Annotated in this window: 23 protein-coding genes; 10 read left to right on the top strand and 13 right to left on the bottom strand. The window is 70.5% G+C overall.

Translation table 11 applies throughout. The features are described 5' to 3' along the window. The gene (locus ABEG18_RS26280) at positions 1-2,106 is read right to left on the bottom strand and encodes a hypothetical protein (RefSeq protein WP_406855975.1); all 2,106 of its coding nucleotides are present in this window, start codon (positions 2,104-2,106) and stop codon (positions 1-3) included. Positions 2,107-2,397: 291 nt separating this feature from the next. On the opposite strand from ABEG18_RS26280, the gene ABEG18_RS26285 reads away from it, so the two are divergent. Beyond that, positions 2,398-3,327 carry a PfkB family carbohydrate kinase gene (locus ABEG18_RS26285; protein WP_406858718.1) on the top strand — a complete coding sequence of 310 codons (930 nt, stop codon included), beginning with the start codon at positions 2,398-2,400 and terminating at the stop codon, positions 3,325-3,327. A gap of 61 nt (positions 3,328-3,388) precedes the next feature. Beyond that, positions 3,389-5,212, top strand: a complete 1,824-nt coding sequence (locus ABEG18_RS26290) for an ABC-F family ATP-binding cassette domain-containing protein (RefSeq protein ID WP_406855976.1) — start codon at positions 3,389-3,391, stop codon at positions 5,210-5,212. Positions 5,213-5,258: 46 nt separating this feature from the next. Here ABEG18_RS26290 and kduD read toward each other — a convergent pair whose 3' ends face one another. The 4 genes from kduD to ABEG18_RS26310 form a co-directional block, all read right to left on the bottom strand. Then, positions 5,259-6,017: a 2-dehydro-3-deoxy-D-gluconate 5-dehydrogenase KduD gene (kduD, locus tag ABEG18_RS26295; protein WP_406855977.1), complete on the bottom strand. Its 759-nt coding sequence runs from the start codon at positions 6,015-6,017 to the stop codon at positions 5,259-5,261. An 8-nt stretch (positions 6,018-6,025) separates the two neighbouring features. After that, the gene (gene kduI, locus ABEG18_RS26300) at positions 6,026-6,865 is read right to left on the bottom strand and encodes a 5-dehydro-4-deoxy-D-glucuronate isomerase (protein WP_406855978.1); all 840 of its coding nucleotides are present in this window, start codon (positions 6,863-6,865) and stop codon (positions 6,026-6,028) included. Positions 6,866-6,924: 59 nt separating this feature from the next. Beyond that, the gene (locus ABEG18_RS26305) at positions 6,925-7,728 is read right to left on the bottom strand and encodes a polyphosphate kinase 2 family protein (RefSeq protein ID WP_406855979.1); all 804 of its coding nucleotides are present in this window, start codon (positions 7,726-7,728) and stop codon (positions 6,925-6,927) included. A 94-nt stretch (positions 7,729-7,822) separates the two neighbouring features. After that, positions 7,823-8,053 carry a DUF1289 domain-containing protein gene (locus ABEG18_RS26310; protein WP_406855980.1) on the bottom strand — a complete coding sequence of 77 codons (231 nt, stop codon included), beginning with the start codon at positions 8,051-8,053 and terminating at the stop codon, positions 7,823-7,825. Positions 8,054-8,263: 210 nt separating this feature from the next. On the opposite strand from ABEG18_RS26310, the gene ABEG18_RS26315 reads away from it, so the two are divergent. Next, a complete protein-coding gene (locus ABEG18_RS26315) occupies positions 8,264-11,572 on the top strand; it encodes a DEAD/DEAH box helicase (RefSeq protein ID WP_406855981.1) in 3,309 nt (1,102 codons plus the stop codon). An 18-nt stretch (positions 11,573-11,590) separates the two neighbouring features. On the opposite strand, the gene ABEG18_RS26320 is transcribed toward ABEG18_RS26315, so the two are convergent. The 4 genes from ABEG18_RS26320 to ABEG18_RS26335 form a co-directional block, all read right to left on the bottom strand. Beyond that, positions 11,591-12,343, bottom strand: coding sequence for an SDR family oxidoreductase (locus tag ABEG18_RS26320; protein WP_406855982.1), 753 nt, complete (start codon positions 12,341-12,343; stop codon positions 11,591-11,593). A gap of 30 nt (positions 12,344-12,373) precedes the next feature. Further along, positions 12,374-13,225 carry a carbohydrate ABC transporter permease gene (locus tag ABEG18_RS26325; RefSeq protein WP_406855983.1) on the bottom strand — a complete coding sequence of 284 codons (852 nt, stop codon included), beginning with the start codon at positions 13,223-13,225 and terminating at the stop codon, positions 12,374-12,376. Between the two features lie 10 nt (positions 13,226-13,235). Then, positions 13,236-14,051 (bottom strand): carbohydrate ABC transporter permease, encoded by an 816-nt coding sequence (locus tag ABEG18_RS26330; RefSeq protein ID WP_406858719.1) that lies wholly within the window; start codon positions 14,049-14,051, stop codon positions 13,236-13,238. A 271-nt stretch (positions 14,052-14,322) separates the two neighbouring features. Further along, positions 14,323-15,693 (bottom strand): ABC transporter substrate-binding protein, encoded by a 1,371-nt coding sequence (locus ABEG18_RS26335; protein ID WP_406855984.1) that lies wholly within the window; start codon positions 15,691-15,693, stop codon positions 14,323-14,325. Positions 15,694-16,047: 354 nt separating this feature from the next. Between ABEG18_RS26335 and ABEG18_RS26340 the strand changes: the two genes are divergently transcribed. Further along, positions 16,048-16,398 (top strand): UxaA family hydrolase, encoded by a 351-nt coding sequence (locus ABEG18_RS26340; RefSeq protein ID WP_406855985.1) that lies wholly within the window; start codon positions 16,048-16,050, stop codon positions 16,396-16,398. Further along, positions 16,395-17,630: a UxaA family hydrolase gene (locus tag ABEG18_RS26345; RefSeq protein WP_406855986.1), complete on the top strand. Its 1,236-nt coding sequence runs from the start codon at positions 16,395-16,397 to the stop codon at positions 17,628-17,630. The genes ABEG18_RS26340 and ABEG18_RS26345 overlap by 4 nt, the downstream gene beginning before the upstream one ends. A 27-nt stretch (positions 17,631-17,657) precedes the next feature. On the opposite strand, the gene tal is transcribed toward ABEG18_RS26345, so the two are convergent. Next, positions 17,658-18,632 carry a transaldolase gene (gene tal, locus ABEG18_RS26350; protein ID WP_406855987.1) on the bottom strand — a complete coding sequence of 325 codons (975 nt, stop codon included), beginning with the start codon at positions 18,630-18,632 and terminating at the stop codon, positions 17,658-17,660. A 179-nt stretch (positions 18,633-18,811) separates the two neighbouring features. Here tal and ABEG18_RS26355 point away from each other — a divergent pair, with 179 nt between their 5' ends. Both ABEG18_RS26355 and ABEG18_RS26360 read left to right on the top strand, forming a co-directional pair. Further along, positions 18,812-19,246 (top strand): RbsD/FucU family protein, encoded by a 435-nt coding sequence (locus tag ABEG18_RS26355; RefSeq protein WP_406855988.1) that lies wholly within the window; start codon positions 18,812-18,814, stop codon positions 19,244-19,246. Positions 19,247-19,297: 51 nt separating this feature from the next. Continuing rightward, the gene (locus ABEG18_RS26360) at positions 19,298-20,137 is read left to right on the top strand and encodes an amidohydrolase family protein (RefSeq protein ID WP_406855989.1); all 840 of its coding nucleotides are present in this window, start codon (positions 19,298-19,300) and stop codon (positions 20,135-20,137) included. A 15-nt stretch (positions 20,138-20,152) separates the two neighbouring features. Here the strand turns inward: ABEG18_RS26360 and ABEG18_RS26365 are convergent, their stop codons facing one another. Next, the gene (locus ABEG18_RS26365; RefSeq protein ID WP_406855990.1) at positions 20,153-20,938 is read right to left on the bottom strand and encodes a class II glutamine amidotransferase; all 786 of its coding nucleotides are present in this window, start codon (positions 20,936-20,938) and stop codon (positions 20,153-20,155) included. 153 nt (positions 20,939-21,091) lie between these two features. Between ABEG18_RS26365 and ABEG18_RS26370 the strand changes: the two genes are divergently transcribed. The 3 genes from ABEG18_RS26370 to ABEG18_RS26380 all read left to right on the top strand — a co-directional run bounded on the left by ABEG18_RS26370 (position 21,092) and on the right by ABEG18_RS26380 (position 23,849). Continuing rightward, entirely contained in the window at positions 21,092-22,507 is a 1,416-nt protein-coding gene (locus tag ABEG18_RS26370; protein WP_406855991.1) for a sodium:proton antiporter, read from the top strand. A gap of 80 nt (positions 22,508-22,587) precedes the next feature. Beyond that, on the top strand, positions 22,588-23,073 hold the full coding sequence (locus ABEG18_RS26375; RefSeq protein WP_406855992.1) for an MmcB family DNA repair protein: 486 nt from the start codon (positions 22,588-22,590) through the stop codon (positions 23,071-23,073). A gap of 68 nt (positions 23,074-23,141) precedes the next feature. After that, on the top strand, positions 23,142-23,849 hold the full coding sequence (locus ABEG18_RS26380) for a sulfate transporter family protein (RefSeq protein ID WP_406855993.1): 708 nt from the start codon (positions 23,142-23,144) through the stop codon (positions 23,847-23,849). Between the two features lie 15 nt (positions 23,850-23,864). Here the strand turns inward: ABEG18_RS26380 and ABEG18_RS26385 are convergent, their stop codons facing one another. Together ABEG18_RS26385 and ABEG18_RS26390 are read right to left on the bottom strand one after the other, a co-directional pair. Then, positions 23,865-24,863, bottom strand: a complete 999-nt coding sequence (locus tag ABEG18_RS26385; RefSeq protein WP_406855994.1) for a complex I NDUFA9 subunit family protein — start codon at positions 24,861-24,863, stop codon at positions 23,865-23,867. A 31-nt stretch (positions 24,864-24,894) separates the two neighbouring features. Continuing rightward, positions 24,895-25,260: a hypothetical protein gene (locus ABEG18_RS26390; RefSeq protein WP_406855995.1), complete on the bottom strand. Its 366-nt coding sequence runs from the start codon at positions 25,258-25,260 to the stop codon at positions 24,895-24,897. Between the last annotated feature and the right edge of the window lie 115 nt (positions 25,261-25,375).

Here is a 25,375-nt window from a genome sequence, read left to right on the forward strand (position 1 = left end):
TCACGCCGCCATCGGCAGTTCCCGCACCTTTTCGCGCGGCACGGCGAGCAGCGCCGAGGCCCAGGCCGGGTCGGCCTGCTGGTCCGGCGGGCTCACCAGCAGGACACGGTCGGCGCTGGCCGCCAGGGCGGCGTCCGTCGCTTCCGTGCCGGCGGGCGGGCCGTCGATGATGACGATGTCGAACTCTCCGACCACGCCGTCGAAACGGCGCCGCGCTCCCTCCGGGAGCTTCGCGGGCCGGCCGTTCCGGGCCGTGTCCACCGGCAGGAAGAACACGCCCTGGGCCCAGTCGCCGTCGAGCGCGTGCACCGGGCGGTCGCGACCGCCGATCCGCAGGAGGCCCGGCTGGCCGCCAAGCCCGAAGGCGAGCGACAGCGTCGGGTTTCGCCGATGGGCGTCGACCAGAAGGATGCGTCGCCAGTCTCCCGCCAGCGCGCGGGCCAGGTTGGCCGCCAGGGTCGACTTGCCCGCTTGCGGGGCCAGCGACGTGACCAGCACCGTATAGGGCGCGCCGCTCTCCCGGCCGTCCGCGCGCGATTCCGCCAGCACGGCTTCCGCCATGGCGGCGACGTTCTGCGCATAGGCGCTCTCCGGACGATCGCGCGCCTCGGTGAGGCCGGGCGCCTCGGCCGGGTCTGCATCGGCCGCGTCCGAATGGCGTTCCGAGGAGAGGTCCGCAGCCTCGACCGACTCGTGCTGCATGGACCAGGCGTCGAACGCATCGGGCGGATCCGGCGGATTTACGGGGACGGCCGGCGCAGGGCCGAGCGTGCGGGCGGTCCTGTCAGCCGTCACCGTCACCGCATAGGCGGGCGCCGGAAGCGCTTCGCCGCGCGCGGGGGACGCTCCAGTCCCGGCCAGATCCTGGACCTGCTCCTTGGGCGGGGATCCGGCGAGGTCCGTCGCCCCGGCGCGTCGCTCGGCCCCGTTCCTCCACGCGCCGAGCAGGCCGGCGAGGGCGCCGAGCGCCAAACCGATCCCAGCCCCGGCGGCCAGAAATGCGGCGAGCGACGCGGCCGGGACGGCGGTCGCCGACGACGCGGGCGCGAGCAGCCGGACGCCTGCGGAAGCGTCCTGTTCGTCGGCGCCGGCCCCGGCTCGGGCGCGAAGCATCTTTTCGTAAGCCGCGCGGGTGGTCTCGGCCTCGGTCTCGAGGGCGCGGAGCTTGGCCGCGCCGGCGTCCGTCGACGCGGCGGCCGAGTTCGCCCGCAAGGCGGCTGCGGCTTCGGCGGCCTCGGCGGCCTGAAGCTCCGCCCGTGACGCCTCGACGGCGCGCTTGACCTCGTCCGCGAGCGCCCGGCGGGCGTCGCGGAGCTGCTGCTGGGCGTCCACCATCAACGGGTGGCGCGGCCCGAGCGTCTGGCGATAGCCCGCTTCCACGCGGGTCGCCTCGGCGAGGCGCGCCTGCAGGCGATCCATCGCAGGCGTGCGGACCGCATCCGCGCCCGCCTCGGCGCCCTGTCCGGCGGCGGCGCGCTGCGCCTGCTCGTGGCGCTGCCTCGCCTCGGCCAGGCGGGCCTTCGCCTGCGCCAGCTCCGCCTTGGGGTCGGCCGCAAGACCGCCCTGCTGGCGGGCCGCGATCAGCTTCGTTTCGGCTTCGTAGAGCCGGGTCTGCAGGGCGGCGAGGCGGGTCGCGTCCCGCTGGGCCGCAAGGCGGTTCGCCTCCGACCGCGCTTCCAGGCGCTCGGCGACGGACGCGCCCGCGACGGCGTTCGCCAGCAGGGCGGCCTTCTCGGGCGTGGACGCCCGGACGGAGAGCTGGATCAGGTCGGGCGCGCCGTCCCTGGCGACAGACAGGCGCTCGGACAGGCCGCGCACGGCGGCCGCGGCGCGCGCCTCGCCGGTCGGGCTGATCAGCCCCGCCGCGGCCAGGACGCCGTCCAGCGAGCCGAGCGGGGCGGGCATGATTTCGGAATCGGCCGCGAGATTCTCCTGTGCGACCACGCGCGACAGCACCGCCGCCGAAGCGGCCAGCCGCATGTGGCTTTCCGCCAGCGACGGATCGACGGACGCTCCCGCGCCCGTGACCTGCAGCGTGGCGGATGCAACCTGCAGATCGCCCTGCAGACGCCAGCCCAGGCCGCCAGCGAAGGCGCCCAGCGCCACCCCGGCCGCTGCGAGCCAGACGGCGCGCGCGCGGGAAGGGCCGGATCGGGCCGGAGCGGACCGGACGGGTCGGGACCGACCCGCAGATGCTTCGTTTCGCATCCTAGGATTGTGCCCGTGAGGCATTGACGATTCGTTTACGTTACCCGGAGGTTACGATGCGCCGGCGCCATGGGCCGGTCCCGTCTGGACGCTGGCGCAGGGCCGCCATTCCAGTATGGTGCGGCCCGTCGCCAGCCCAGCAGGAATGAAGCCGGCATGATTGTCGTATGCGGCGAAGCCTTGATTGACGTGTTCATCCGGCAGGACGGCGGCGCGCTCGGCGCCGAAGCCGTCGCCGGCGGTTCGCCCTACAACGTCGCGCTCGGGCTCGCCCGGCTGGACTGCCCGGCGGCCTATTGGGGCGGGGTGTCGCGCGACGCCCTGGGGTCGTTCTTGCTGGACTCGATCGCGCGCGACGGCGTCGACGTCAGCCTCGTGCGGCGCGTGGCCAACCGGACGACCTTGAGCGTCGTGGCGACCGACGCCGAGGGCCATCCGGGCTACGCCTTCTACGGCGAAGGCGGCGCCGACCGGGCGCTGGACCCCTCGGACCTGCCCGACCTGCCACCGGCCGCCGCCGCGATCGCGATCGGATCCTACGCGCTGGCCGTCGAGCCCATCGCCACCGCCATCGAGGCGATGCTGGAACGAGAGCGCGGGCGCGTCGTCGTCTCGCTCGATCCCAACCTGCGCCCGCGCGTCGTCGGGGACGTCGCCGCGTGGCGGCCGCGTTTCGAGCGCTTCGTGGCCGGCGCGGACATCGTGAAGGCCAGCACCGAGGATCTCGGGCCGCTTTATGGCGAAGACGCCGACATCGCCGCCGTCGCACGCGATTGGCTGGCGCTCGGCCCGGCGCTGGTGGTGTTCACGCGCGGGCCGGACGGCGCCGTCGCTTTCGCCCGCAGCGGCGTGGTCGTCGAGCGGCCCGGCCGCGTGGTGTCGGTGGTCGACACGGTGGGGGCGGGAGACACGTTCCACGCCGCTCTGCTGGCCTGGCTGGCGCGCGCCGGCCGCCTCGACCGCGGGGCGCTGCGCGAGCTCGGCGAGGACGAGATCGCCGCCGTCCTGGACGAATGCATCGCGGCCTCCGCCATCACCTGCTCCAGGCGCGGAGCGGACCTGCCGCGGCGGGCCGAGGTGGAGGCGCTCATGCGCCGCGAGCCCCCGCCGGGCCGCTGATCCGGCGAAGGCGGGCCGGCGGCGCTTGCGCGGGCCGGAGCGATCTGCGACACCGCCCCCAATGGCCGCTCCCCCGCTTCTCCTCCTGCAGGACATCGCCCTCACCTTCGGCGGCACGCCGTTGATCGAGAACGCCGAACTGTCCGTCTCGCCCGGCGAGCGGCTGTGCCTCGTGGGGCGCAACGGCTCGGGCAAGTCCACGCTGCTGAGGATCGCGGCCGGGCAGGTCGAGCCCGACAAGGGCAGCGTCTTCGTGCAGCCGGGCGCGACGGTGCGCTACCTGCCGCAGGAGCCTGATCTCGCCGGCTTCGCCACGACGCTCGCCTATGTGGAGGCCGGCCTCGGGCCCAGCGACGATCCCTACCGCGCCCGCTACCTCCTGGAGGAGTTGGGGCTGACCGGCGAGGAGGATCCCTCCAGGCTGTCGGGCGGCGAGGCCCGGCGCGCCGCCCTGGCCCGGGTTCTCGCGCCCGAGCCCGACATCCTGCTGCTCGACGAGCCGACCAACCATCTCGATTTGCCCGCCATCGAGTGGCTGGAGGCCGAGATCCGGCGCATGCGCTCCGCGCTCGTCCTGATCAGCCACGACCGGCGCTTCCTGGAGACCCTGTCGCGCGCCACCGTCTGGCTGGACCGGGGACGCACCCGCCGCATGGACCGGGGCTTCGCCTTCTTCGAGGCGTGGCGCGACGAGACGCTCGAGCAGGAGGAGCAGGAGGCTCACAAGCTCGACCGGCGCATCGTCGCCGAGGAGCACTGGGTGCGCTACGGCGTCACCGCGCGCCGCAAGCGCAACGTCCGCCGCATGGCCGAGCTCGGCGCCCTGCGCCAGGAGCGGACAGACCGGCGCAAGGCCGCCGGCGCGGTGCGGCTCACGGTCAGCGACGGCGACGTCTCGGGCAAGCTCGTCGTCGAGGCGCGCCATGTCGGCAAGGCTTATGGCGACGAGATCATCGTCGAGGATTTCTCGATCCGCATCTTGCGCGGCGACCGCGTCGGCCTCATCGGGCCCAACGGCGCGGGCAAGACGACGCTGCTGAAACTGCTCACCGGCGCGCTGGCGCCCGATTCGGGCGCCATCCGCCTCGGCGCGAACCTGCAGATGATGACCCTGGAGCAGGGCCGCGACAGCCTCGATCCGGCTCTCGGCCTGGCCGAGACGCTGACGGGCGGGCGCGGCGACACGATCACCGTCGGCGGGCAGTCCAAGCACGTTGTCAGCTACATGAAGGACTTTTTGTTCACTCCCGAGCAGGCGCGCACGCCCGTGGGCGTCCTGTCCGGCGGAGAGCGGGGACGCCTCACCCTGGCCCGGGCCCTGGCGCAGCCCTCCAACCTGCTGGTGCTGGACGAGCCCACGAACGACCTCGACCTGGAGACGCTGGACCTGCTGCAGGAGATGCTGGCGGACTATCCGGGCACGGTGCTGCTCGTCAGCCACGACCGCGACTTCCTCGACCGCGTCGTCACCTCCGTGATCGTCTCGGAAGGGCAGGGCCGTTGGCAGGAATACGCCGGCGGCTATTCGGACATGGTGGCCCAGCGCGGCGAGGGCGTCACCGCCAAGCCGACGCCGCCGTCCAGGCCCGAGACCGGCAAGGCGCGCGCGGACAAGCCCGCCGTCGCGCCGGCGGCCGAGCCCGCCCGCCGCAAGCTCACGTTCAAGGACAAGCACGCGCTGGAGACGCTGCCCCGGACCATGGAGACGCTGAGCGCCGAGATCGCGCGGCTGCAGGCGGCGATGGTCGATCCCACCCTTTATGCGCGCGACCCGGCCGGCTTCGGTCGCCTCTCGACCGCCCTCGCCAAGGCGCAGGGCGATCTCGCCCACGCCGAGGAGGAGTGGCTGCGCCTCGAGATGATGCGGGAAGAAATCGAGGGCTGACGCCTCGATCCTCCGGGACGCGACTGTGCGCGGCCCGGGCCCGGCGTCACCGCGCCAGCCAGCCGCCGTCGACGGGCAGCACGATCCCGTGCACATAGGCCGCCGCTGGCGAGCACAGGAAGACCGCCGCGCCGCCGATGTCGTCCTGCTCGCCCCAGCGCCCGGCCGGGATGCGGGCGAGGATCTGCCCGCTGCGGTCCGGGTCGTTGCGCAACGCTTCCGTGTTGTTGGTGACGAAGTAGCCCGGCGCGATGGCGTTCACATTGACGCCCTTGCCGGCCCACTCGCAGGCGAGCAGCCGGGTCAGGCCTGCGAGCCCGCTCTTTGACGCCGTGTAGGACGGGATCCGGATGCCGCCCTGGAAGGACAGCAGCGAGGCGATGTTGACGATCCGCCCGCCGCCCTCGCGCGACAGCATGTGACGGGCGGCGGCCTGCGACAGGAAGAAGGCGGACTTCAGGTTGACGTTCATGACGTCGTCCCAGTCCTGCTCGGTGAAGTCGATCGCGTCCGCCCGCCGGATGATGCCGGCGTTGTTCACGAGCGCGTCGATTCGGCCGCGCCACGCCAGGGTCTCCGCCACGATCCGCCCGATCGGCTCCAGCGAGCCGAGGTCGGCCGTGATCTCCAGGAAGGCCGCGCCGCTCTCCTCCACGAGGCTGCGCGTTTCCTCCATGGAGGAGCGCCCGACCGCCGCGATCGCCGCGCCGGCGCGGGCCAGCGCAACCGCGATGCCCTGGCCGAGGCCGGTGTTCGCTCCCGTGACGATGGCGGTCTGGCCGGAGAGGTCGAAGGCGTTCGGCATGGCGGACCTCAGCGCAGGTCGGACATGGAGACCATGTCCATGTCGGTGAAGTCCTGGTTGTCGCCCGCCATGGCCCAAATGAAGCCATAGCTGGCGGTCCCGACGCCGGCATGGATCGACCAGCCGGGCGACAGGATGGCCTGCTCGTTCGCCACCACGAGATGGCGGGTCTCGTCGGGCTCTCCCATCATGTGGAAGACGCGCTGGTCCTGCGGGAGGTCGAAATAGAGATAGGCCTCGGAGCGCCGATCATGCGTGTGGCACGGCATGGTGTTCCAGACGCTGCCCGGCGAGAACAGCGTCATGCCGGCCACCAGCTGGCAGGTCGGCAAGATGTCCGGGTGGATGATCTGGTGGATGACGCGTTTGTTGGCCGAGGCTTCGGACCCGAGCGGCACCATGCGGGCCTCCGACAGGGCGACCTTGCGGGTCGGATGGGTGGCGTGCGCGGGCGCGCTCAAAAGGTAGAGCTTGGCCGGCGCGGCCGGGTCGAGGCTCTCGAACGCGACCTCGGCGGCTCCCATGCCGACATAGAGCGAGTCGCGCGCGGCGAGGTCGAAGGCGCGCCCGTCCACGGTGACGCGGCCTTGCCCGCCGATATTGATCGCGGCCAGCTCGCGCTTGGCCAGGAAGGTCTTCTGTCCGATCGGCTTGGAGGTTTCCAGCTTCAGCGCGGCTCCGGTCGGCATGGCCCCGCCCAGCACGAAGCGGTCGACATGGCTGTAGGTGAGGGCGATCTCGCCCGGGACGAACACGCTCTCCACCAGGAAGTGGCGGCGCAACTCCTCGGTGTCGTAGTAGCGCACCGCCTCCGGATGGCTGGCCTGGCGCACATCGATCTCACTCATCGGATCCTCGTTAACTCAACGGAAAGGGGGGCCGGACGCTCGCGCCAGGGCCAGCCGGTCTATTCGACCGTGAAGCTCTTGGGGTCCCACGTCACCTTCGGATATTGCGGGTCCATCGCCTCAAGGGTCTCGCGCACGACTCCTGCGATCGCCGCGTTGCGCGCCCATTTGTGATCCGCAGGGATGACCCGCCAGGGCGCGTCGTCGGTCGAGCAGCGCTCCAGCATGGTCTCGTAGGCGTCCTGGTAGTCGTCCCAGAGCTTGCGGTCGTCGAGGTCGCCCGGGTTGAATTTCCAGTGCTTCTCGGGATCGTCCAGGCGCTCCTGCAGGCGCTCCCGCTGCTCCTTCTTGGAGATGTGCAGCATGAATTTCAGGATCGTGGTCCCGTTCTGCGTCAGGATGTTCTCGAAAGCGTTGATCTGGTCGTAGCGCTTGTCGATCTCCTTGCCGGGCGCGATCTTGCGCACCTTGACCACCAGCACGTCCTCGTAATGCGAGCGGTTGAAGATCCCGATCGTGCCGCGCCGCGGCGCCGCCAGGTGGGCCCGCCACAGGAAGTCGTGGGCGCGCTCCTCCTCGCTGGGCTGGCGGAACGCCGTGACGGTGACGCCCAGCGGTCCCGTCTGGTTGAAGACGCCCCGGATGGTCCCGTCCTTGCCGGCGGTGTCCATGCCCTGCAGGACCACCAGCAGCGAGCGCCGGCCTTCGGCGTAGAGCCGGTCCTGCAGCTTGTCGATCACCACGATGTCTTCGGCCAGCTTGGTCCTGGCGTGCTCCTCGCTCTTGAACGAGGAGGTGTCGGCCGGGTCCCGGTCGGCGAGCTTCGCCTTTTTGCCGGGCTTCACCTGAAACGAATTGGCCAAGGCGCTCTCCTGAAAGACGGGACGTCAGCTTTCATTGTGGACCCGCCCGACCGGGCGGCAAGGTCCGGTCGGCGCGATCGGTGATGTCCGAAGGTCAGCCGCGCTGGCGCAGCCTGCGGCGGCCGGTGCGGACGGGGGTCGCAGGGGCGGGCAAGTCGGCGCCGGCGATGCGGGCCGGCAGTTCTTCCATGACGGAGCGGCGCTCGGCGGCCGACATCGCGGCCCAGCGCGAGATCTCGTCGATCGTGCGCCCGCATCCCACGCAGAGCCGCGCGGCGGGATCGATGACGCAGACCTGGACGCAGGGGCTCTCGGTGATCTCCATGAGGCACTCCTAAGCAGGAAACGGCCCGAAGGGAACCGCGATCCCGTCGCCCGGCGCTCCGGGCGCGACAAATTCGACCGCCCGGGCCACAGTTCGGCAACCTCCGGCGGCTCAGCGCCGTTGAGGCTGCCTTGGCGGGCCTTCGCCCGCCGCCGGACATTGTCTGATGCTCCTCTCCCCGATGACGACCTCCCGCCCGAGCCGCCACGCATGAGCGCCGCCGAGATCCCCGTCGGGGCCGAGACTGACGACGCCTTCGCAGCGCCGCAGCACACCGCCGCCCTGGCGCTGGCGCTGCTGGACGAGGCGGCCCGGCGGCCCGGCGGCCTGGTCTACGTCGCCGGCGGCGAGCGGCGAGCGGAGGAGGTCGCGGCGCTCGCCGCCCGGCTCGCGCCGGAACGCACGGTCCTGCACTGGCCCGCCTGGGACAGCCTCCCCTTCGACCTCGCGCCTCCATCGGCCGGAGTCATGGGACGCCGCGCCGCCGCAATGGCCCGGATCGCCGAGGGCGTTGACCATCCCCTGATCGTCACGTCGGCCGACGCGCTTCTGCAAAGGACGCCGCCCCCCGCGGCCTGGAGCGGCGCGCGGATGACCCTCCGGACAGGCGAGGCCATCGATCCGCAGGCCCTGACTGGCGAGCTCGCCGGCCGGGGGTACTGGCTGGACGAACGCATCGACGAGCCCGGCGAAATGGGGGTGCGCGGCGGCGTGATCGACATCTTCCCCGCCGACGCTGACGCGCCGGTCCGGCTGGACCACGAGGACGGGCGCATCCTGGAGATCCGTCGTTTCGACGCCGTGTCCCAGCGCACCCTCGACGCCCTGCAGGCGGTGACGATCGTCCCCGCCACGGAGGACTTCCAGCGCCCCGACCAGGCGACCGAGGCCGGGTCCGGCCTCGCCGCCGCCCGCGCCTCCATGGCCGAGAGGGTCGTGGCGACGCATTCCGACCTCGCTGCGCCCGTCGACCTCTTCGGCGACGCCGCGCTGGCGCTGTCGGCCGACGCCGACCGCCAGGCCCGGCGCTTCCTCGAGCTGGTCGCCGACGGCCAGGCCAGGGGCGGAGCTTCGCTCTATCTGGGAGAGGCCGACTGGGACGCCCTCGCGAGCCGGCCCGGCGCGCTCACCGAGAGCCCGGCGCAGGGAGACGCCGCCGTCGCGTCCTTCGCCACCCAGCGGCTGCCTGCCGAGAGCGCGGGCCGCTTCCTCCGCAAGGAGCGCGACGCGGGTCGCACGATCGTCGTCGCCGCTCCGACGCGCCCCTGGCTACGGCGGCTTCGGCGCCTGGCCGAGCAGGCCCTCGACGCGGGAGCGGTCGCGGCTGAGAGCTGGGCCGATGTCCGCGCCGCCCAGCCTGGCTCGCTCGTCACGCTGCTGCTGCCCATCGACGCCGGTTTCCGTGCGCCGGAAGGCGTGTCGGTGCTGGCGGCCGGCGATGTCTTCGGCAGCCGCGCCAGGGCCGGCGCGCAGGCGAGCTCGGCCGCGTCGGTGCTGGCCGGACCGGACCTGCGCTGCGGCGACGTGGTGGTGCATCGCGATCACGGCCTCGCCGTGCTGGAGGACGTCGAGACCGTCGAGACGCCGGACGCCGGCGCGACCGAGACCATCCGGCTGCGCTTCGCCGGCGACGAGGCGCTGATGGTCCCGGCCGACGAGGCGGGCCGGCTCTGGCGGTACGGCTCGGAGCCCGACACCGTCACGCTCGACCGGCTCGGCGGCTCGGCCTGGGAGAAGCGCCGGGCCGAGATCGAGGCGCAGATCGCCGATGCGGCCGACCGCCTGTCCCGACTGGCGCGCGAGCGTGACGCCCGGACGGCGCCCGTTCTGACGCCCCCGCAGGCCGCCTATGAGCGCTTCGCGGCGCGCTTTCCGTTCGGCGAGACGCCCGACCAGTCGCGCGCCATCGCGGACGCGCTGGCGGACCTCGCCTCCGGCAAGCCCATGGACCGGCTGGTCTGCGGCGACGTCGGCTTCGGAAAGACCGAGGTGGCCTTGCGGGCCGCGGCCGCCGCCGCCCTGGCGGGAAAGCAGGTGGCGGTCGCGGCGCCCACCACCGTGCTGGCGCGCCAGCATTACGACACCTTCCGCAAACGCTTCGCCGGCCTGGGGATCGAGGTGGCCGCGCTGTCGCGCTTCGTGTCCGCCGCCGACGCCCGGGCCGTGAAGGCCGGGCTGGCGGACGGCTCCATCCGCATCGCGATCGGCACCCACGCGCTGGCCGCCAAGGATGTCCGCTTCGCCGATCTCGGCCTCCTCATCATCGACGAGGAGCAGCGCTTCGGCGCGCGCCACAAGCAGGCGCTGGCCGCGCTCGGCGTCGACGCCCATGTGATGACGCTGACCGCCACCCCCATTCCGCGCACCCTGCAGGCCGCCATGGCGGGGCTGCGCTCCCTCAGCGTCATCGCGACCCCGCCGGCCGCGCGCGTTCCGGTGCGAGCCGTGATTCAGCCCTTCGACGACGTGCTGGTCCGCGACGCCCTGCTGCGCGAGCGGCGCAGGGGCGGGCAGAGCTTCGTAGTCTGCCCGCGCGTGGAGGACATCGCGCCGATGCGCGCGCGCCTCGCCGCGCTCTGGCCGGAGGCGAAGCTTCTCGTCGCGCATGGGCGCATGAAGCCCGCCGACATCGACGACGCCCTGATCCGCTTTGCGGACGGCGACGGGGACGTGCTGCTCGCCACCAACATCGTGGAGAGCGGCCTCGACATCCCGAACGCCAACACCATGGTGGTCTGGCGGCCGGACCGCTTCGGCCTGGCCCAGCTGCACCAGCTGCGCGGCCGGGTGGGGAGAGGCCGCCGCCGCGGCGTCTTCATCCTCGCCGCCGACCCCGCCGCCGCGCTGAGCGCGGCCGCGCGCAAGCGGCTGGAGACTCTCGCCGCCCTGGACCGGCTGGGCGCCGGCTTCGCCATCAGCGCCCGCGACCTCGACCAGCGCGGCGCCGGCGACCTGCTCGGCGAGGACCAGAGCGGTCATATGAAGCTGATCGGTCCGGCGCTCTACCAGGACATGCTGGAGCGCGCCATCGCGGCGGCCCGCGGCGAGCCCGTCCCGGACGACTGGACGCCAGAGCTGCGCATGGCGGAGGCGGGCGTCATCCCGGCCTCCTACATCCCCGAGGCCGATGTGCGGCTGGAGCTCTATGTGCGCTTCGCCCGGGCGCGCTCGGCGCTGGAGATCGAACAGCTGGCCGAAGAGATCGAGGACCGTTTCGGCGAGCCGCCGGAGCCGGTGGTCCAGCTCATCGACCGCGCCAGCATCGCGATGAGCTGCCGGGCGCTGGACGTGGCTCGGCTCGACGTCGGCCCGAACGCCGTCGCGGCGACCTTCCGCCACGACGGACAGGATCCCCCGCCTTGGCTGGCCGGCTTCGTCGAGCGCGCGGGCGCGGCGGGCCTCGCCTGGAAGGACGGGCGGCTGGTCTGGGCCAAGCCGTCGCCGGACCGCGCCGCGGAACGGGCCCACGCCCGCAAGCTGCTGGAGCGTCTGGCCGACGTGCAGGCCGCCAACGCCTGAGGCTCGCGGTCCCTAGGTTCAGCGCCCGCCGGTGACGTTATAGACCGCGCCGGTCACGTAGGAGGCCTGCTCGGAGAGGAGGAACAGGATCACCTTGGCGACCTCCTCGGCCGATCCGGCGCGGCGCATCGGCACGGTCGAGGCCAGCTTGTCGAGCCGTCCCGTCAGGCCGGCGGAGTCGTGGATCTCCGTCTCGATCAGGCCGGGCGCGACGGCGTTCACCCGGATGCCGTCGGGGCCGAGCTCCTTGCCCAGGCCCAGCGTGAAGCTGTCGATGGCGGCCTTGGAGGCCGCGTACCACACGAAGGTGTCGGGCGAGCCCAGCCAAACCGCGGCGGACGACAGGTTGACGATGGCGCCGCCGCGCCCGCCATGGCGCGGCGCCATGCGGCGAACGGCCTCGCGGGCGACCAGCATCGCGCCGGTGACGTTGACGTCGATCACGCGCCGGATCTCGGCCGGGTCGGCGTCGTCGAGGCGGCTCGCCTGGCCGGTGATGCCCGCATTGTTCACCAGCGCGTCGATGCGGCCCATGCGCTCGTCCACCTCGCGGAACACGCGCGCGATGTCGGCGTCCGCCGCCATGTCGCCCTGGAACACGTCGGCCCTTGCGCCGGCCGCCCGGCAGGCCTCGGCCGTGGCGTCCGCCGCAGCCCTGTTGCCCGCATAGTTGATGGCGACGTCATAGCCGGCCGCGGCGGCGAGGCGGCAGACGGCGGCGCCGATGCCCCGGCCGCCGCCGGTCACGAGGAGGAGCGGTCGTGTGGTCATGCTGGATCCGATCTGTCGTCTCGCGGTCGCTCAGCTCTTCACGGCGCCGGCCGTCAGGCCGCCCACCATGTATTTCTTGAACGCGTAGTACATCGCGGCCGGCGGCAGGGCGTAGATCAGGCCCGTGGTCATCAAGAGCTCCCAGGGCGAGTCGTCCGCCGCCAGGAAGTTGCCGAGCGCGACCGGCAGCGTGATGGAGGTGTCCTTGGACAAGAGCAGGAAAGCGTACAGGTACTCGTTCCAGGCCAGCAACACCGCATAGGTGCCGACCGCCACCAGGGACGGCAGCATCAGCGGGACATAGACGAGCCGGAACAGCTGCATGGGCGTCGCGCCGTCCATGATGGCGGCCTCGTCGAGCTCGGCCGGCAGCTTGTCGGACGCCTGCTTCAGCACCCAGATCGCGTAGGGCGACGCAATCGTCACCATGGCCAGGATGAGGGCCCACTGGCTGTTCAGCAGGCCGTAGAGCCCCATCGTGCGGTACATCGGCACGGCCAGGAAGGCGGCGGGGATAAAATAGGTGAACAGCGCCATGTTCAGCACGGTCCGGCCGCCCTTCACCTTGAGGCGCGAAATCGAGAAGGCCGCGAAGGTGGCGATGAAGAGCGTCAGCGCGCCCGTGGCGAGCGCGATGAACACCGAATTGAACAGCTGCTGCCAGAACAGGTGGAGGAAGTAGTGCTTTTGCCCGAAGACCACCTCGAAATTGCGCAGGGTCGGGTTCTTCGGCCACAGCGCGCCCGAGAAGGCCGACTGCTTGTCCGAGAAGGCGAACAGGCACAGATGGTAGATCGGCAGCATCGTCCAGATCAGCACCGGGATGCCGATGAGCAGCAGCTTGGCTTCCGTGCCGGCCGAGCGAAGGAGGGACTTGTTCACGGGCGCAGCCTTACTTCGAGAGACGCTTCATCATCACAAAGACGAGCGGCAGGATGATCGGCAGGGCGCATACGATGGTGGCCATCGACAGGTCGACCTGGTCCAACCGCAGATAGCGGATGCCCAGCGTGGCGAGCACGTGGGTGAGGTCGGCCGGCCCGCCGCCGGTGAGCAGATAGACGCTGTTGAAGTCGCCGAGCGTCCAAATCATCGAGAGGATCGTGCAGGTCAGGTAGAGCTGCTGCATCGACGGCCAGGTGACGAACCGGAACTTCTGCCAGTTGTTGGCCCCGTCGACCGACGCCGCCTCGTAGAGATCGGCCGAGATCGCCAGCCGCCCGGCCAGCAGGATCAGGGTCCAGAACGGCAGCGACTTCCAGATATGGACCAGGATGGCCAGAAAGAGCGCGAGCTGGGGATCGTTCAGCCAGTTCGGACCGTCCTCGCCGGTGAAGCGGAAGATCAGCTGGTTGATGACGCCCCATTCGGGGTTGAGCATGAACCGGACCGACAGGATGGTCGGGATCGACGGCACCGCCCAGGGCAGGATGAAGATGACGGAGAGCGCCTTCACCCACTTGCGCTCGTTCATGAAGAAGCCGGACAGCGTCAGCGCCACGACCATCTTCAGATTGATGCCGATGATCAGGAAGGCGAGCGTGTTGAAGATCGACCGGATAAAGATCGGGTCGTTGAAAAGGTGGACGTAGCTCTCCGGCTTGTGGGCCAGCCAGAACGCGTAGAACACCGGGTAGACGACGAACAGCGCGAAGATCAGCAGGTAGGGGGCCACCATCAGGATGCCCCAGAACTGCCAGGCGGTCATGCCCTGCTTCTCGGGGGCGACGACGCCGGCGTGCGGGTCGGTAAGGCTTGCGGTGGTCATCGTGGGGGCCCTTATGGAGTCGGCGCTCGCCCGGGCCGGGCGACCACCGTTGATCTGGCGCAGGGGGTCGGGTCGCCGCTTTCCTGACCGTTGCTGAATCCCCTCATCCCGCGGAGCCCTGCGCAGCAGGGCGTTCCAAAGGGACGAGGGGCATTCTGGCGTCGCGCCGGGCTCTCAGAACGAGGGATCCTGAAAGCCCGGCCTCGTCGGTTCAGCTTCCGGCCACTTCCTTGATGCGGGCGATCAGCTCGTCCGTGGCCTTCTCGACCGGCACCTTCTCGCTGACGATGCGGTTGGCGGCCTTGGCCCAGACGTTCTCGTTGTTCAGGATCGTGAACTTGTAGTTCTTGGTGAACTCGAAGGTCACGGTCCCGGCCTTGTACTGGTTGTAGACCGACTTGCGGTGCGGGTCAGCCTGCCAGAACGGGCTCTCCTGGCCGGCCTTGGTCACCGAGAACCAGCGGCCGAGAGCGCCTTCCACGTAGGGCTTCAGGTTCTCTTCCTGCAGCAGGAACGCGACGAACTCCTTGGCGCGCTGCTTCTGCTTGGCCTGCTCGAACACCACGCCCACCTTCACGGCGGTGCGGTACTGCATCGGGGCGCCGTCGGGCTTGTTGGGGAAGCCGGCGGTGCGGATCAGGCTGTCGTAGTTCTTCTTCGCCTGGGCCCGCTGCTCGGCCGTGAGCGTCTCGTTGTTGGCGTCGTCGAGCCACTTGGCCGCGATCGAGATCGTGGCGTTGTGGGTCAACACCGTCGTCTTGTTGTGGAAGGCGACGTTGTTGTCCGGGTCCTTCCAAGACGTGGCGGAAGGCGGCACGCAGCCCTTGACGTAGGGCTCGGTGTAGTCGGCCAGGGCGCCCATGAGGCCCTTCTTGACGTTCGGATCGTCGAGCTGGAGCTTGCCCTTGTCGTCGACGAGCTTGACGTTGTAGGCGTCCATGAAGGTCAGGAACGAGTAGAAGCTGTCCGACGAATCCACACCCAACGGCTGCCCGATGCCATAGGCGCGGCTGCCCGAGGCCTTGCGGTAGGCCGGCTGGACCTTGTCGCACCAGAAGGACCAGTAGCCCTTCCAATCCTTCGGAATGTCGCTCTCCTTGAAGCCGGCCTGCTCGAGCATATCGATCCAGTACTCGATATGCATCGTCTGCTGCTTGAGCGGGAACGCGTAGTAAGCCTGCTTTTTGGCCTTGTCGTTGTACAGGTAGGTCGTCTCGACCGTGTTGGGCGCGAACTGGCCCTTCAGGGGCTCGATGACGCTCGTGAGGTCTTCGAGGCGTCCCTCATAGGCCCACTTGGCGGCGACCTGGAAGTCGTACACGTCCGCATAGGCGACGTCCGGCGGGCTGCCGGCGTCCAGCGCCGAGACCGTCTTCGGGATCATGTCCTGCACGGCGTACTGGGACAGATCGACCTTGACGCCGCTCTTGGCCTCAAATTTCTTGATGGCCTCGAAGAGCGCGTCGTCCTCGGCCTTGTAGAAGCCCTTCACCCACCACACGGTGAGCTTGTCCTGGGCGAGCGCCTGCCCGCCCGCCAGGATGGCGAAAGACGCGGCTGCCCCCACGATCAGTTTCTTCATCGTTTTCCTCCCAAAGGGTCCCTGGCTTGGCGCCTGGATCGTTGCCGTCGACGGGCCCTGACGTGGCCACGCCCGATCGACGGGAGCATGCGGGCACCGAGCCCCTTGCGTCCGTTCCCGACCGGCTGGCGGCACTCTAAGACTATCGAACCGATTAAGTCCAGCGCGGCCGACTGGCTGCCATGCGTTTTGCGCAGCATTGCGGGGTTTTTCGCTCCAAACGCGCCGAAACGGCCTTTCGCCTGATCGTTGCAACTGGGCGACCCCGCATGTATCGATTTAGGTCTCAGGAATGAGGCGCCGCGCGGCGTGAACGTGGGCGCCAGCGCCGCCGCGAAGGCCTCGGGAGGAACCGTGTCGGACACGATCTCGCAGTCCCAAGAGGCCGCCGGCGGCGGCGAGGACGTCCGCCTCATCCTGCTGGACCCGCGCGACAACGTGCTGGTGGCGCGCCGACGGATCCGGGCCGGCGACGATCTCGCCATCGACGGAAAGCGGGTCGCCGCCGCCCAGGATATCCCGCTCGCCCACAAAGTGGCGCGGCGCGCCATCGCGCCTGGCGAGACGGTGCTGAAATATGGCGCGCCGATCGGGTCCGCCACCGCCTCGATCGCCCCGGGCGAGCATGTGCACGTCCACAACATCAAGAGCGAATACACGCCCACCTACACGTTGGACGATCCCAAGCTTGGAGCGACAGCATGACCCCCTCGTTCGCCGAACCTTCCGTCGCGGAGGCCCCCATGCGCGGCTGGCTGCGCCAGGACGGCCGCAAGGGCATCCGCAACGTCGTCGCGGTCGGCTACCTGGTCGAGTGCGCCCATCATGTGGCGCGGGAGATCGCCGCGCCGCTGCGCGAGGACGGCGTCCACGTGATCGGCTTCCCGGGCTGCTACCCCAACGGCTACGCCCAGCGCATGATGGAGGCGCTCTGCACGCACCCCAATGTCGGGGCGGTTCTGCTCGTGTCGCTGGGCTGCGAGGCCTTCGACAAATACGGGCTGGAGCGCGCGGTCCGGGCGAGCGGCCGCCCGGTCAAGACGCTCACCATCCAGGCGACGGGCGGGACCCGCGCCTCCATCCTGGAGGGCCGGGCCTGGGCGGCCGAGCAGAAGCGTCTTTTGGATGCGGCTCCCACCGTCCCGATGCGGGTGGACGAGCTCGTGGTCGGCACCGTCTGCGGCGGCTCGGACGGGACCAGCGGCATCACCGGCAACCCCGCCGCCGGGCGCGCCTTCGACATGCTGGTGCGCGAAGGCGCGGCCTGCATCTTCGAGGAGACGGGCGAACTCATCGGCTGCGAGCACATCATGGCGGCGCGCGCCGTGACGCCCGCGCTGGCGGCCGAGCTGGAGGCCAGCGTCGCCAAGGCGGCGCGCTACTACGCCACGCTCGGCTACGGCTCCTTCGCGCCCGGCAACGCCGATGGGGGCCTGTCGACCATCGAGGAGAAATCGATGGGCGCCTACGCCAAGTCCGGGGCCTCGCCCATTTGCGGCCTGCTCAAGCCGGCGGACGTCCCGCCCCGGGGCGGCCTCTATCTGCTGGATGTCGTGCCCGACGGGGAGGTCCGGTTCGGCTTCCCCAACATCAACGACAACGCCGAGATCGCCGAGCTGATCGCCTGCGGCAGCCACGCCGTGCTGTTCGTGACGGGGCGCGGCTCGGTGGTGGGCTCGGCCATCTCGCCCGTGGTCAAGATCTGCGCCAATCCGGAGACCTACAGGCGTATGAGCGACGACATGGACGTCGACGCCGGCCGAATCCTGGAGGGCCGCGCCGGCCTCGACGAGGTCGGGCGCGAGATCCGCGACCTCGTGGTCGGGCTCGGCCAGGGTCTGAAGACCCGGTCCGAGGACCTCGGTCACCAGGAGTTCATCCTCACCTACAAGAGCTTCGAGCCGATCGGCCCCGCCTGCCTGCCCGGCGCGGCCTGAGGGCGACGGACGCCGGCTCCGGCGCGTTCAGGCCGCCTCCGCCGACTCCAGCCGCTGGCCGATCATCGCGTGCAGCGAGCGCAGGTCCTTGGCGAACTGGCGGATGCCCTCGGCCAGCTTCTCGGTCGCCATCGGGTCCTCGTTGAGCGCGAAGCGGAACGACGCCTCGTCGGTGGCGATCTTGTCGACGCCGTCGCGCCCGGCCGTGGCGGGGTCGAGCTTGCGGGCCAGCGCGCCCTCGTCGCGCGACAGCTCCTCCAGCAGCGCCGGCGCAATGGTGAGCCTGTCGCAGCCGGCCAGCGCCTCGATCTCGCCGGTGTTGCGGAAGGACGCGCCCATCACCACCGTGTCGTAGCCGTGGCGCTTGTAATAGGCGTAGATCCGCCGCACCGAGAGCACGCCCGGATCCTCTTCGGCCGTGAAGCTGCGGCCCTCGGCCTTGGCGTGCCAGTCCAGGATGCGGCCTACGAAAGGCGAGATCAGGAACGCCTTCGCCTCCGCGGCCGCCGCCGCCTGCGCCAGCGAGAACAGCAGCGTCAGATTGCAGTCCACGCCCTCGCGCTGCAGGATTTCGGCCGCCCTCAGGCCCTCCCAGGTGGAGGCGAGCTTGATCAGGATGCGGTCGCGCTCGATGCCGCGCTCCTTGTAGGCGGCCACGATGGCCCGCGCCTTGTCGACGCTGGCCTTGGTGTCGAAGGAGAGGTTCGCGTCCACCTCGGTGGAGACGCGGCCGGGCACGATGCGCGTGAGCTCGGCCCCGAACGACACCGCCAGCCGGTCGGCGACGGCGGCCGTCACGGCCTCGCGGGAGCCGCCCTTGCGGCGGCCCCAGTCGAGCGCCTCGTCGAGGAGCGAGGCGTAGCCCGGCATCTGGGCCGCCTTCAGGATCAGCGAGGGGTTGGTGGTGCAATCGGTGGGGTGGAAGGCCCGGATCGCCTCGATATCGCCGGTGTCCGCCACCACGACGGTCATGGACTTGAGCTGGTCGAGCTTGGACGCCATGGCGGCTCTCCTTGAACTTCGTCGGCGGATCGGCCGGGATCGCGTGGATCGCCGGGCGGGCTTGCGGCATCGGTCGCAGGCTTCCTATCATGGCCCGCATCGGGCCGGAACCGTGTCGCGGCGGTCGGACCGGTCTCGCCATCGCGCTCCGGCGCGCCGCTCCCGCAGGAGATCAACGCATGCTGAAGGGGCTGGATCCCATCCTGGGGCCGGAGCTTCTCGCCACCCTGCGGGCCATGGGCCACGGGGACGAGATCGCCGTCGTGGACACGAACTTTCCCGCCGCCGCGATGGGGCGCCCGGTGATCCGGCTCGACGGGATCCCCGCGCCGCGCGTGGTCGAGGCGGTGCTGTCCGTGATGCCGCTGGACGACTTCGTCCCCGAGGCCGCCTGGCGCATGGAGGTGGTCGGCGACGCCCAGGCGGACATGCCCATCTTCGCGGAGTTCCGCCAGGCCATCGTAGCCCAGGAGGGCGTCGGCTTCGCGCTGGGCGCGCTGGAGCGCTTCGCCTTCTACGAGCGCGCCAAGGGAGCCTTTGCGGTCGTGGTCAGCGGCGAGCGTCGCCTCTACGGCAACGTGATCCTGAAGAAGGGCGTGGTCCGGCCGGAATAGGCCGACGGCCCACGCCATCCCCCAGCCTCATTTGCGCGCGGAACTTCGGCGATGACGCTTCGAATCGACGCCCATCAGCACTTCTGGAACCCTGCGCGCGGCGACTATGGCTGGCTGACGCCCGAGCTGCAGACGCTGTACCGGCCCTTCGCGCCGGACGACCTGGAGCTGCTGATCGAGGAGGCGGGCGTCGGCGGGACGGTGCTGGTGCAGGCCGCCCCCACCGTCGAGGAGACCGAGTACATGCTCGGCCTCGCCGACGCGACCGACTGGGTGCTGGGCGTGGTCGGCTGGGTCGACTTCGAGGATCCCTCCCACATCGCCCATGTGGACCGCCTGGCCCGGCACAAGAAGCTCAAGGGCTTCCGGCCCATGATCCAGGACATCCCGGATCCGGAGTGGATGCTGCGCCCTGAATTGGACTGGGCGTTCCGCTGCCTGATCGCCCACGACCTGGCCTTCGACGCCCTGGTGCGGCCGGAGCACCTCGACGCGCTCTCGCGGCTGATGCTGCGCTACCCGGATCTGCGTGTCGTGATCGACCACGGCGCCAAGCCGCGGATCCGCGCCGGCGAGATCGACGAATGGTCCGCCGCGATGACCCGCATCTCCGTCGAGTCGCGCGCGCTCTGCAAGCTCTCCGGTCTCGTGACCGAGGCCTCCGCCGACTGGAGCGTCGAGGCGTTGCAGCCCTATGTGGATCTTCTTCTCTCGGCGTTCGGTCCCGGGCGCCTGATGTTCGGATCGGATTGGCCGGTTTGCACCCTGGCTTCGGGCTACCAGCGCTGGATCGACGCGGCCGAGGAGCTGACGGCCGCCTGCAGCGCCGGCGAGCGCCTCGCCATCTTCGGCGGCAACGCCAGCGCGTTCTATCGGCTTGGCGCGGTCTGAGCCGGCCGGCTCGCCTCAGGCCGCCGCCAGCGCCTCGTCCATGCACTGCAGCGAAGGCGCCGCCCCCTTGCGGGCCGTGAGCGCGCAGGAGCGCGGCACCTCGAGCCAGCCGGGCTGAGCCCGGTCGAGCGGCTCGGATACGATCACCAGGCGACCGCCCATGTCGCGCCAGTAGAGCGTCGCCGGCTTGGCGTCGCTCGCCCAGCGGAACGCGTAGAGGCTCTCACCGTCGGTGAGCGCCGCCGTGAACCGCAGCGCCTCGCGCACGCCCGCCGACCTCATGAAGCCGCTTACCCGGGACACGGTGCGGGCCATCGCGCCGACTGGGTTGTCCTCCAGTCCGTCCGCCAGGGCGGCGAGGAAGATCGCCTCGCTGTCGGTGGTGCCGCCGCGGGCCTCGTAGAGCTCGTCCGGGATCAGGCTCTCCAGCTTGCGCCGGATCGCGTGATAGCCGCCGATCTGGCCGTTATGCATGAACATCCACTTGCCGTTCACGAAGGGGTGGCAGTTCGCCCGTGTCGTCGCCGTGCCGGTCGCCGCGCGCACATGGGCGAAGAACAGCCCGGACGTCACCTGGGAGCACAGCGAGCGCAGGTTCTCGTCGGACCAGGCCGGGCGCAGCTCCCGATAGACGCCGGGCTCGGGACGGGCGCCGTACCAGCCGATGCCGAAGCCGTCGCCATTGGTGCCCGTCTTGGCCTCTTCGGCGTGCAGAGACTGGTGCACCAGCGAATGGCAGGGTGCGCAGACCAGGTCTTCCATGAAGACCGGCTCACCCCGGTAGGCGAGGAATCGGCACATGCGGAGCCACCCTTGAGCGTTGCTTTCTCCTATCCTGCGGCCGCTCCCCTGAACAGTTGCTTAACGGCCCTTAACCATATTCGTCTCCCGGCCTGTTGTTCGCTACTCTGGGTTCGGGTTCTATGGCCGCGGATCCCAGCAGCCGAAACCAGGATGACCATGGCGCTTCCTCTCGCCGCCGCGCTGTTCGCGCTCGCCTTCTCCGTCGCCCCGGCCGAGGCCGCCGAAGGCCTCCAGGGCTCGCGCCTCGGGATCGTGTGGGCCGCGCCCTTCGCCGGGATCCTGCTCTCGATCGCGCTCGGCCCGCTGCTGTTTCCGCATCTCTGGCACAGCCACTACGGCAAGATCGCCGCCTTCTGGGGCCTTCTGGCCGCGATCCCGCTGGCGCTGACGCAGGGCGCCGACGCGGCGGGCGCGGCGATCCTGCACACGCTGTTCACCGAATACCTGCCCTTCATCCTGATGCTCTTCGCCCTGTTCACCGCGGCCGGCGGGATCGTTGTCGCCGGCAACATCCATGGCTCGCCGGGCATGAACACGGCCATCCTGGGCGTCGGGGCGCTCCTGGCGAGCGTCATCGGCACCACCGGGGCGTCGATGATCCTGATTCGCCCGCTGCTGCGCGCCAACGACAACCGCGTGCACAATGTCCACGTCTTCGTGTTCTTCATCATGCTGGTGTCGAACATCGGGGGCTCGCTCACGCCGCTCGGCGATCCGCCGCTGTTCCTGGGCTTCCTGCGCGGCGTCGATTTCTTCTGGACCGGCAAGACGCTCTGGCCGGAGACGCTGTTCGCCTGCGCGGTCCTGCTGGCCCTGTTCTTCGCCATGGACGCGTGGTTCTACCATCGCGACGAGGCCTTCAAGGCGCAGAGCGATCCCACCCCCGACAAGCCCGTGCGCGTGCGCGGCCTCGTGAACTTCGCCCTGATCGGCGTGGCCGTCGCCGCCATCCTGGCCAGCGGCTTGTGGAAGTCCGGCGTCGAGGTGAACGCCCTCGGCGTCCACCTGCCGCTGCAGAACGTGCTGCGCGACCTCGTCATGATCGCCGTGGGGGCGGCCTCCGTCGCGCTGACCCGCAAGGAGCACCGCAAGGCGAACGACTTCTCCTGGGAGCCCATCCTGGAGGTGGCCAAGCTGTTCGCCGGCATCTTCGCCTGCATCATCCCGGTCATCGCCATGCTGCAGGCCGGCCGCGAGGGCGTGTTCGCGCCGCTGGTGGGGCTGGTCACCCGGCCGGACGGGAGCCCCTCGCCCGCGGCCTATTTCTGGCTCACGGGGCTGCTTTCGTCCTTCCTCGACAATGCGCCGACCTATCTGGTGTTCTTCGAACTCGCCGGGGGCGATCCGGTCCGCCTGATGGGCCCGCTCGCCTCGACGCTGGCGGCGATCTCGCTGGGCGCCGTCTTCATGGGCGCCAACACCTACATCGGCAACGCGCCCAACTTCATGGTCTACGCCATCGCCCGGCAGGGCGGCGTGCGCATGCCGAGCTTCTTCGGCTACATGCTGTGGACCGGCCTGATCCTGACGCCGCTCTTCGGCCTCGTCACCTGGCTGTTCCTGTAGACGGCGGCCGAGGTCGGCCCGGAAAGCGGGACCTTCGGCCGCCGATTGCGGCGAATCCGATCCGGCGCTAGGCTTTGGGCATGCCGGTTTCCTCTTCCCTGGCGATCGCGCCCCCGGTCGACGGCCGCCAGTCGGACACGGCGCTGGCCGTCGCCCGCGGCACGCGCCGCCTGCTGACAAGCCTGGGCTTCGCCTCCGTGACGGAGTTGCCGCTCGCCTCCGGGCGGCGCGCCGACATCGTGGCGCTGGGCCCCGACGGGGCGGTCTGGATCGTGGAGATCAAGTCCAGCGTCGAGGATTTCCGGGCGGACCGGAAATGGCCGGATTACCGGGCCCATTGCGACCGGCTTTATTTCGCCATTCCGGACCACGTGCCGGCCGAGATCATGCCGCCGGACGCCGGGCTGATCCTGGCCGACGCCTACGGCGCCGCGGTGCTGCGCGACCCGGCGGAGCACCGTCTCGCCGGCGCCGCCCGCAAGGCGCTGCTGATCCGCTTCGCCCAGGCGACCGCCTGCCGACTTCACGCTTTGTTCGACCCGGAAGCGGGAAGCGGCTTCCTGTAACGCTCACGCGGCGCCGCCCCGGCGCGCCGGCAGGCTTCGCCACCCCCTCGCTTCAGGACCATTCGCCCATGATCTTCGACTCGGCGCTGAAGGCGTTGCGGCAGATCCTCTCGCCTCCGTTCCGCGCCATCCTGTGGAAATCGCTCGGCCTGACGGTGGCGCTGCTCGCCCTGATCTGGGCGGCGCTGACCAAGCTCATCTCCTATGGGCTGTCGAGCGCCGACATCCTCGCCCAATATCCCTGGATCGGAACCTATGCGGCGTTCCTGGCCGGCTTCGGGCTGGTGATCGGGCTCGGCTACCTGATCCCCTCCGTGTCGATGCTGGTGGCCGGCTTCTTCCTCGACGACGTCGCCGAGAAGGTCGAGAGAAGCCATTACCTCGCCGACCCTCCGGGCCGGCCGCTCCCGGTCGCGACGGCGCTCTGGGAATCGCTGCGTTTCGCCGCGAGCGCGCTGCTGATCAATCTGGTGGCGCTGATCTTCCTCCTGATCCCGCCCTTCAACATCGTCGCCTTCCTGGCCGCGAACGCCTATCTGCTGGGCCGGGAGTATTTCGCGCTGGCGGCGGGCCGTTTCCGGCCGATCGAGGAGGTCCGGGCCATGCGGTCGCGGCACTCCACCACGATCCTGCTGGCCGGCCTCGCCATCGCCGTGATGGTGGCGATCCCGTTCGTCAACCTGCTGACGCCGCTCTTCGGCGCAGCCCTGATGGTCCACGTCCACAAGCGGCTGACATTGCGCGAAGAGACCAGGCCGCTCCCGCCGCCCCGGTGAGGCAGCCCGGCGGGCTCAGGCGAACTTGCCGGCGTCGAACTGGCCGCGCGCCCGGAACCGATAGAGATAGGCCGGCACGACCGCCTCGATGATCTCGGGCGTCACGCCCATGGCCTCGAGGGTGCGGCCTTCCGCGATGGCGGCATCGCTGACGACATTGTCGACCTGGAGCAGGCGCACCTGGTCGCCCGTCAGCATCAGCGCGTCCGGCACGAGGCCGCCCGTGACCTTGTTGACGAACTCGGTCACGCCGGCCTGCACCCGGGCCGCCCCCACCGGCATGGAGACCAGCAGCCTGCGGCGGCCGGTGATGTCCAGCACGTACTGGATCAGCTGGCGGAAGGTCTTCACCTCGGGCCCGCCCAGCTCGTAGGTCACGCCGGTCCGAACGGTGGCGTCCATCACGCGGCAGATGGCCTCGGCCACGTCGCCCACGAAGACGGGCTGGAACCGCGTCTCGCCGCCCCCGATCAGCGGGATGACCGGAGACACGCGGGCGAGCGCCGCGAAGCGGTTGAAGAAGGAGTCTTCCGGCCCGAACACGATGGAGGGCCGCATCACGACGGCGCTCGGCACGGCCTCCATGGCGGCGGCTTCGCCGGCCGCCTTGGTCCGGGCGTAGGCCGAGTCGGAATCGGGGTCGGCGCCCAGCGCCGACATCTGGACGAAGCGGGTGATCCCCGCCTGCCTCGCCGCCTCGGCGACGGCGCGGGCGCCCTGCGCCTGCACGGCTTCGAAGGTCTGCGCTCCGCCGGGGTTGAGGATGCCGACGAGGTTCACGGCGGCGTCGGCGCCCTCGAGGGCGGCGGCGATGGAGGCCGGGTAACGGACATTCGCCTGGACGGGGTGGATCTGGCCGACGCGCCCGAGCGGCTGCAGGAACAGCGCCAGGTCGGGCCGGCGCACCGCGACCCGGATGCGGTAGCCGCGGCGGGCCAGCGCGCGCACGACATGCCGCCCGACGAAGCCGGACCCGCCGAAAACGGTGACGAGCTGGTTGGACGTCGGGATCATGGAAGCCTCCTGCGTGTCAGGAGGCTCTTATTCAATGCAGGTCGCGCTGTATAGAGGAAGAGCGCCGGGACCGCGTGGCCCGCACGCGAATCGGGACAAGCTTCTCGCGCCGGCCGCCGCCCGGGCCGTCGTCGTCGCCCGACGGGAGCGACATGATCGCTCCGCCCGCCACCAGGCTGCCGAAGGTGATCATGAACCCGCCCGCCAGCAGCGCGAACGCGGCGGGGCCGTTCTCCGTCTCGGTCATCAGGTGGCGAAGGCCATGCGCGTCGAACCAGACCAGCGCGATCGCGAAAGCCAGCCCGAGCAGCGAGCCCAGCCCCGCATGGGCCAGCACCAGCCGCAGCGCAGGATTGCGCTCGAAGATCGATTCGCTGCGTCCAGACTGTTTGCCCATCGCGTCGCCTTGCGCCTGGTGTCCTCGGTCCGGATCGAAACGCTGGGCTTCGACCCTTTTTCGTCCACCCTGAAGAGTGTGGTGCGCCCAATGTGGCCTGACAAGGGCGAAACCG

The sequence above is a fragment of the Alsobacter sp. KACC 23698 genome, assembly GCF_045348435.1.
In the GTDB taxonomy this organism is placed as follows: domain Bacteria; phylum Pseudomonadota; class Alphaproteobacteria; order Rhizobiales; family Beijerinckiaceae; genus Alsobacter.

Bases quoted from the DNA above. Each gene is read 5' to 3' on its own strand.
- ABEG18_RS26390 (WP_406855995.1), bottom strand. From the start codon at position 25,260: ATGGGCAAACAGTCTGGACGCAGCGAATCGATCTTCGAGCGCAATCCT.
- ABEG18_RS26345 (WP_406855986.1), top strand. From the start codon at position 16,395: ATGACCCCCTCGTTCGCCGAACCTTCCGTCGCGGAGGCCCCCATGCGC.
- ABEG18_RS26330 (WP_406858719.1), bottom strand. From the start codon at position 14,051: ATGACCGCCTGGCAGTTCTGGGGCATCCTGATGGTGGCCCCCTACCTG.
- ABEG18_RS26380 (WP_406855993.1), top strand. From the start codon at position 23,142: ATGATCTTCGACTCGGCGCTGAAGGCGTTGCGGCAGATCCTCTCGCCT.
- kduI (WP_406855978.1), bottom strand. From the start codon at position 6,865: ATGAGTGAGATCGATGTGCGCCAGGCCAGCCATCCGGAGGCGGTGCGC.
- ABEG18_RS26310 (WP_406855980.1), bottom strand. From the start codon at position 8,053: ATGGAGATCACCGAGAGCCCCTGCGTCCAGGTCTGCGTCATCGATCCC.
- ABEG18_RS26320 (WP_406855982.1), bottom strand. From the start codon at position 12,343: ATGACCACACGACCGCTCCTCCTCGTGACCGGCGGCGGCCGGGGCATC.
- ABEG18_RS26370 (WP_406855991.1), top strand. From the start codon at position 21,092: ATGACCATGGCGCTTCCTCTCGCCGCCGCGCTGTTCGCGCTCGCCTTC.
- ABEG18_RS26360 (WP_406855989.1), top strand. From the start codon at position 19,298: ATGACGCTTCGAATCGACGCCCATCAGCACTTCTGGAACCCTGCGCGC.
- tal (WP_406855987.1), bottom strand. From the start codon at position 18,632: ATGGCGTCCAAGCTCGACCAGCTCAAGTCCATGACCGTCGTGGTGGCG.
- ABEG18_RS26385 (WP_406855994.1), bottom strand. From the start codon at position 24,863: ATGATCCCGACGTCCAACCAGCTCGTCACCGTTTTCGGCGGGTCCGGC.
- ABEG18_RS26315 (WP_406855981.1), top strand. From the start codon at position 8,264: ATGAGCGCCGCCGAGATCCCCGTCGGGGCCGAGACTGACGACGCCTTC.
- kduD (WP_406855977.1), bottom strand. From the start codon at position 6,017: ATGCCGAACGCCTTCGACCTCTCCGGCCAGACCGCCATCGTCACGGGA.
- ABEG18_RS26365 (WP_406855990.1), bottom strand. From the start codon at position 20,938: ATGTGCCGATTCCTCGCCTACCGGGGTGAGCCGGTCTTCATGGAAGAC.
- ABEG18_RS26335 (WP_406855984.1), bottom strand. From the start codon at position 15,693: ATGAAGAAACTGATCGTGGGGGCAGCCGCGTCTTTCGCCATCCTGGCG.
- ABEG18_RS26355 (WP_406855988.1), top strand. From the start codon at position 18,812: ATGCTGAAGGGGCTGGATCCCATCCTGGGGCCGGAGCTTCTCGCCACC.
- ABEG18_RS26375 (WP_406855992.1), top strand. From the start codon at position 22,588: ATGCCGGTTTCCTCTTCCCTGGCGATCGCGCCCCCGGTCGACGGCCGC.
- ABEG18_RS26290 (WP_406855976.1), top strand. From the start codon at position 3,389: ATGGCCGCTCCCCCGCTTCTCCTCCTGCAGGACATCGCCCTCACCTTC.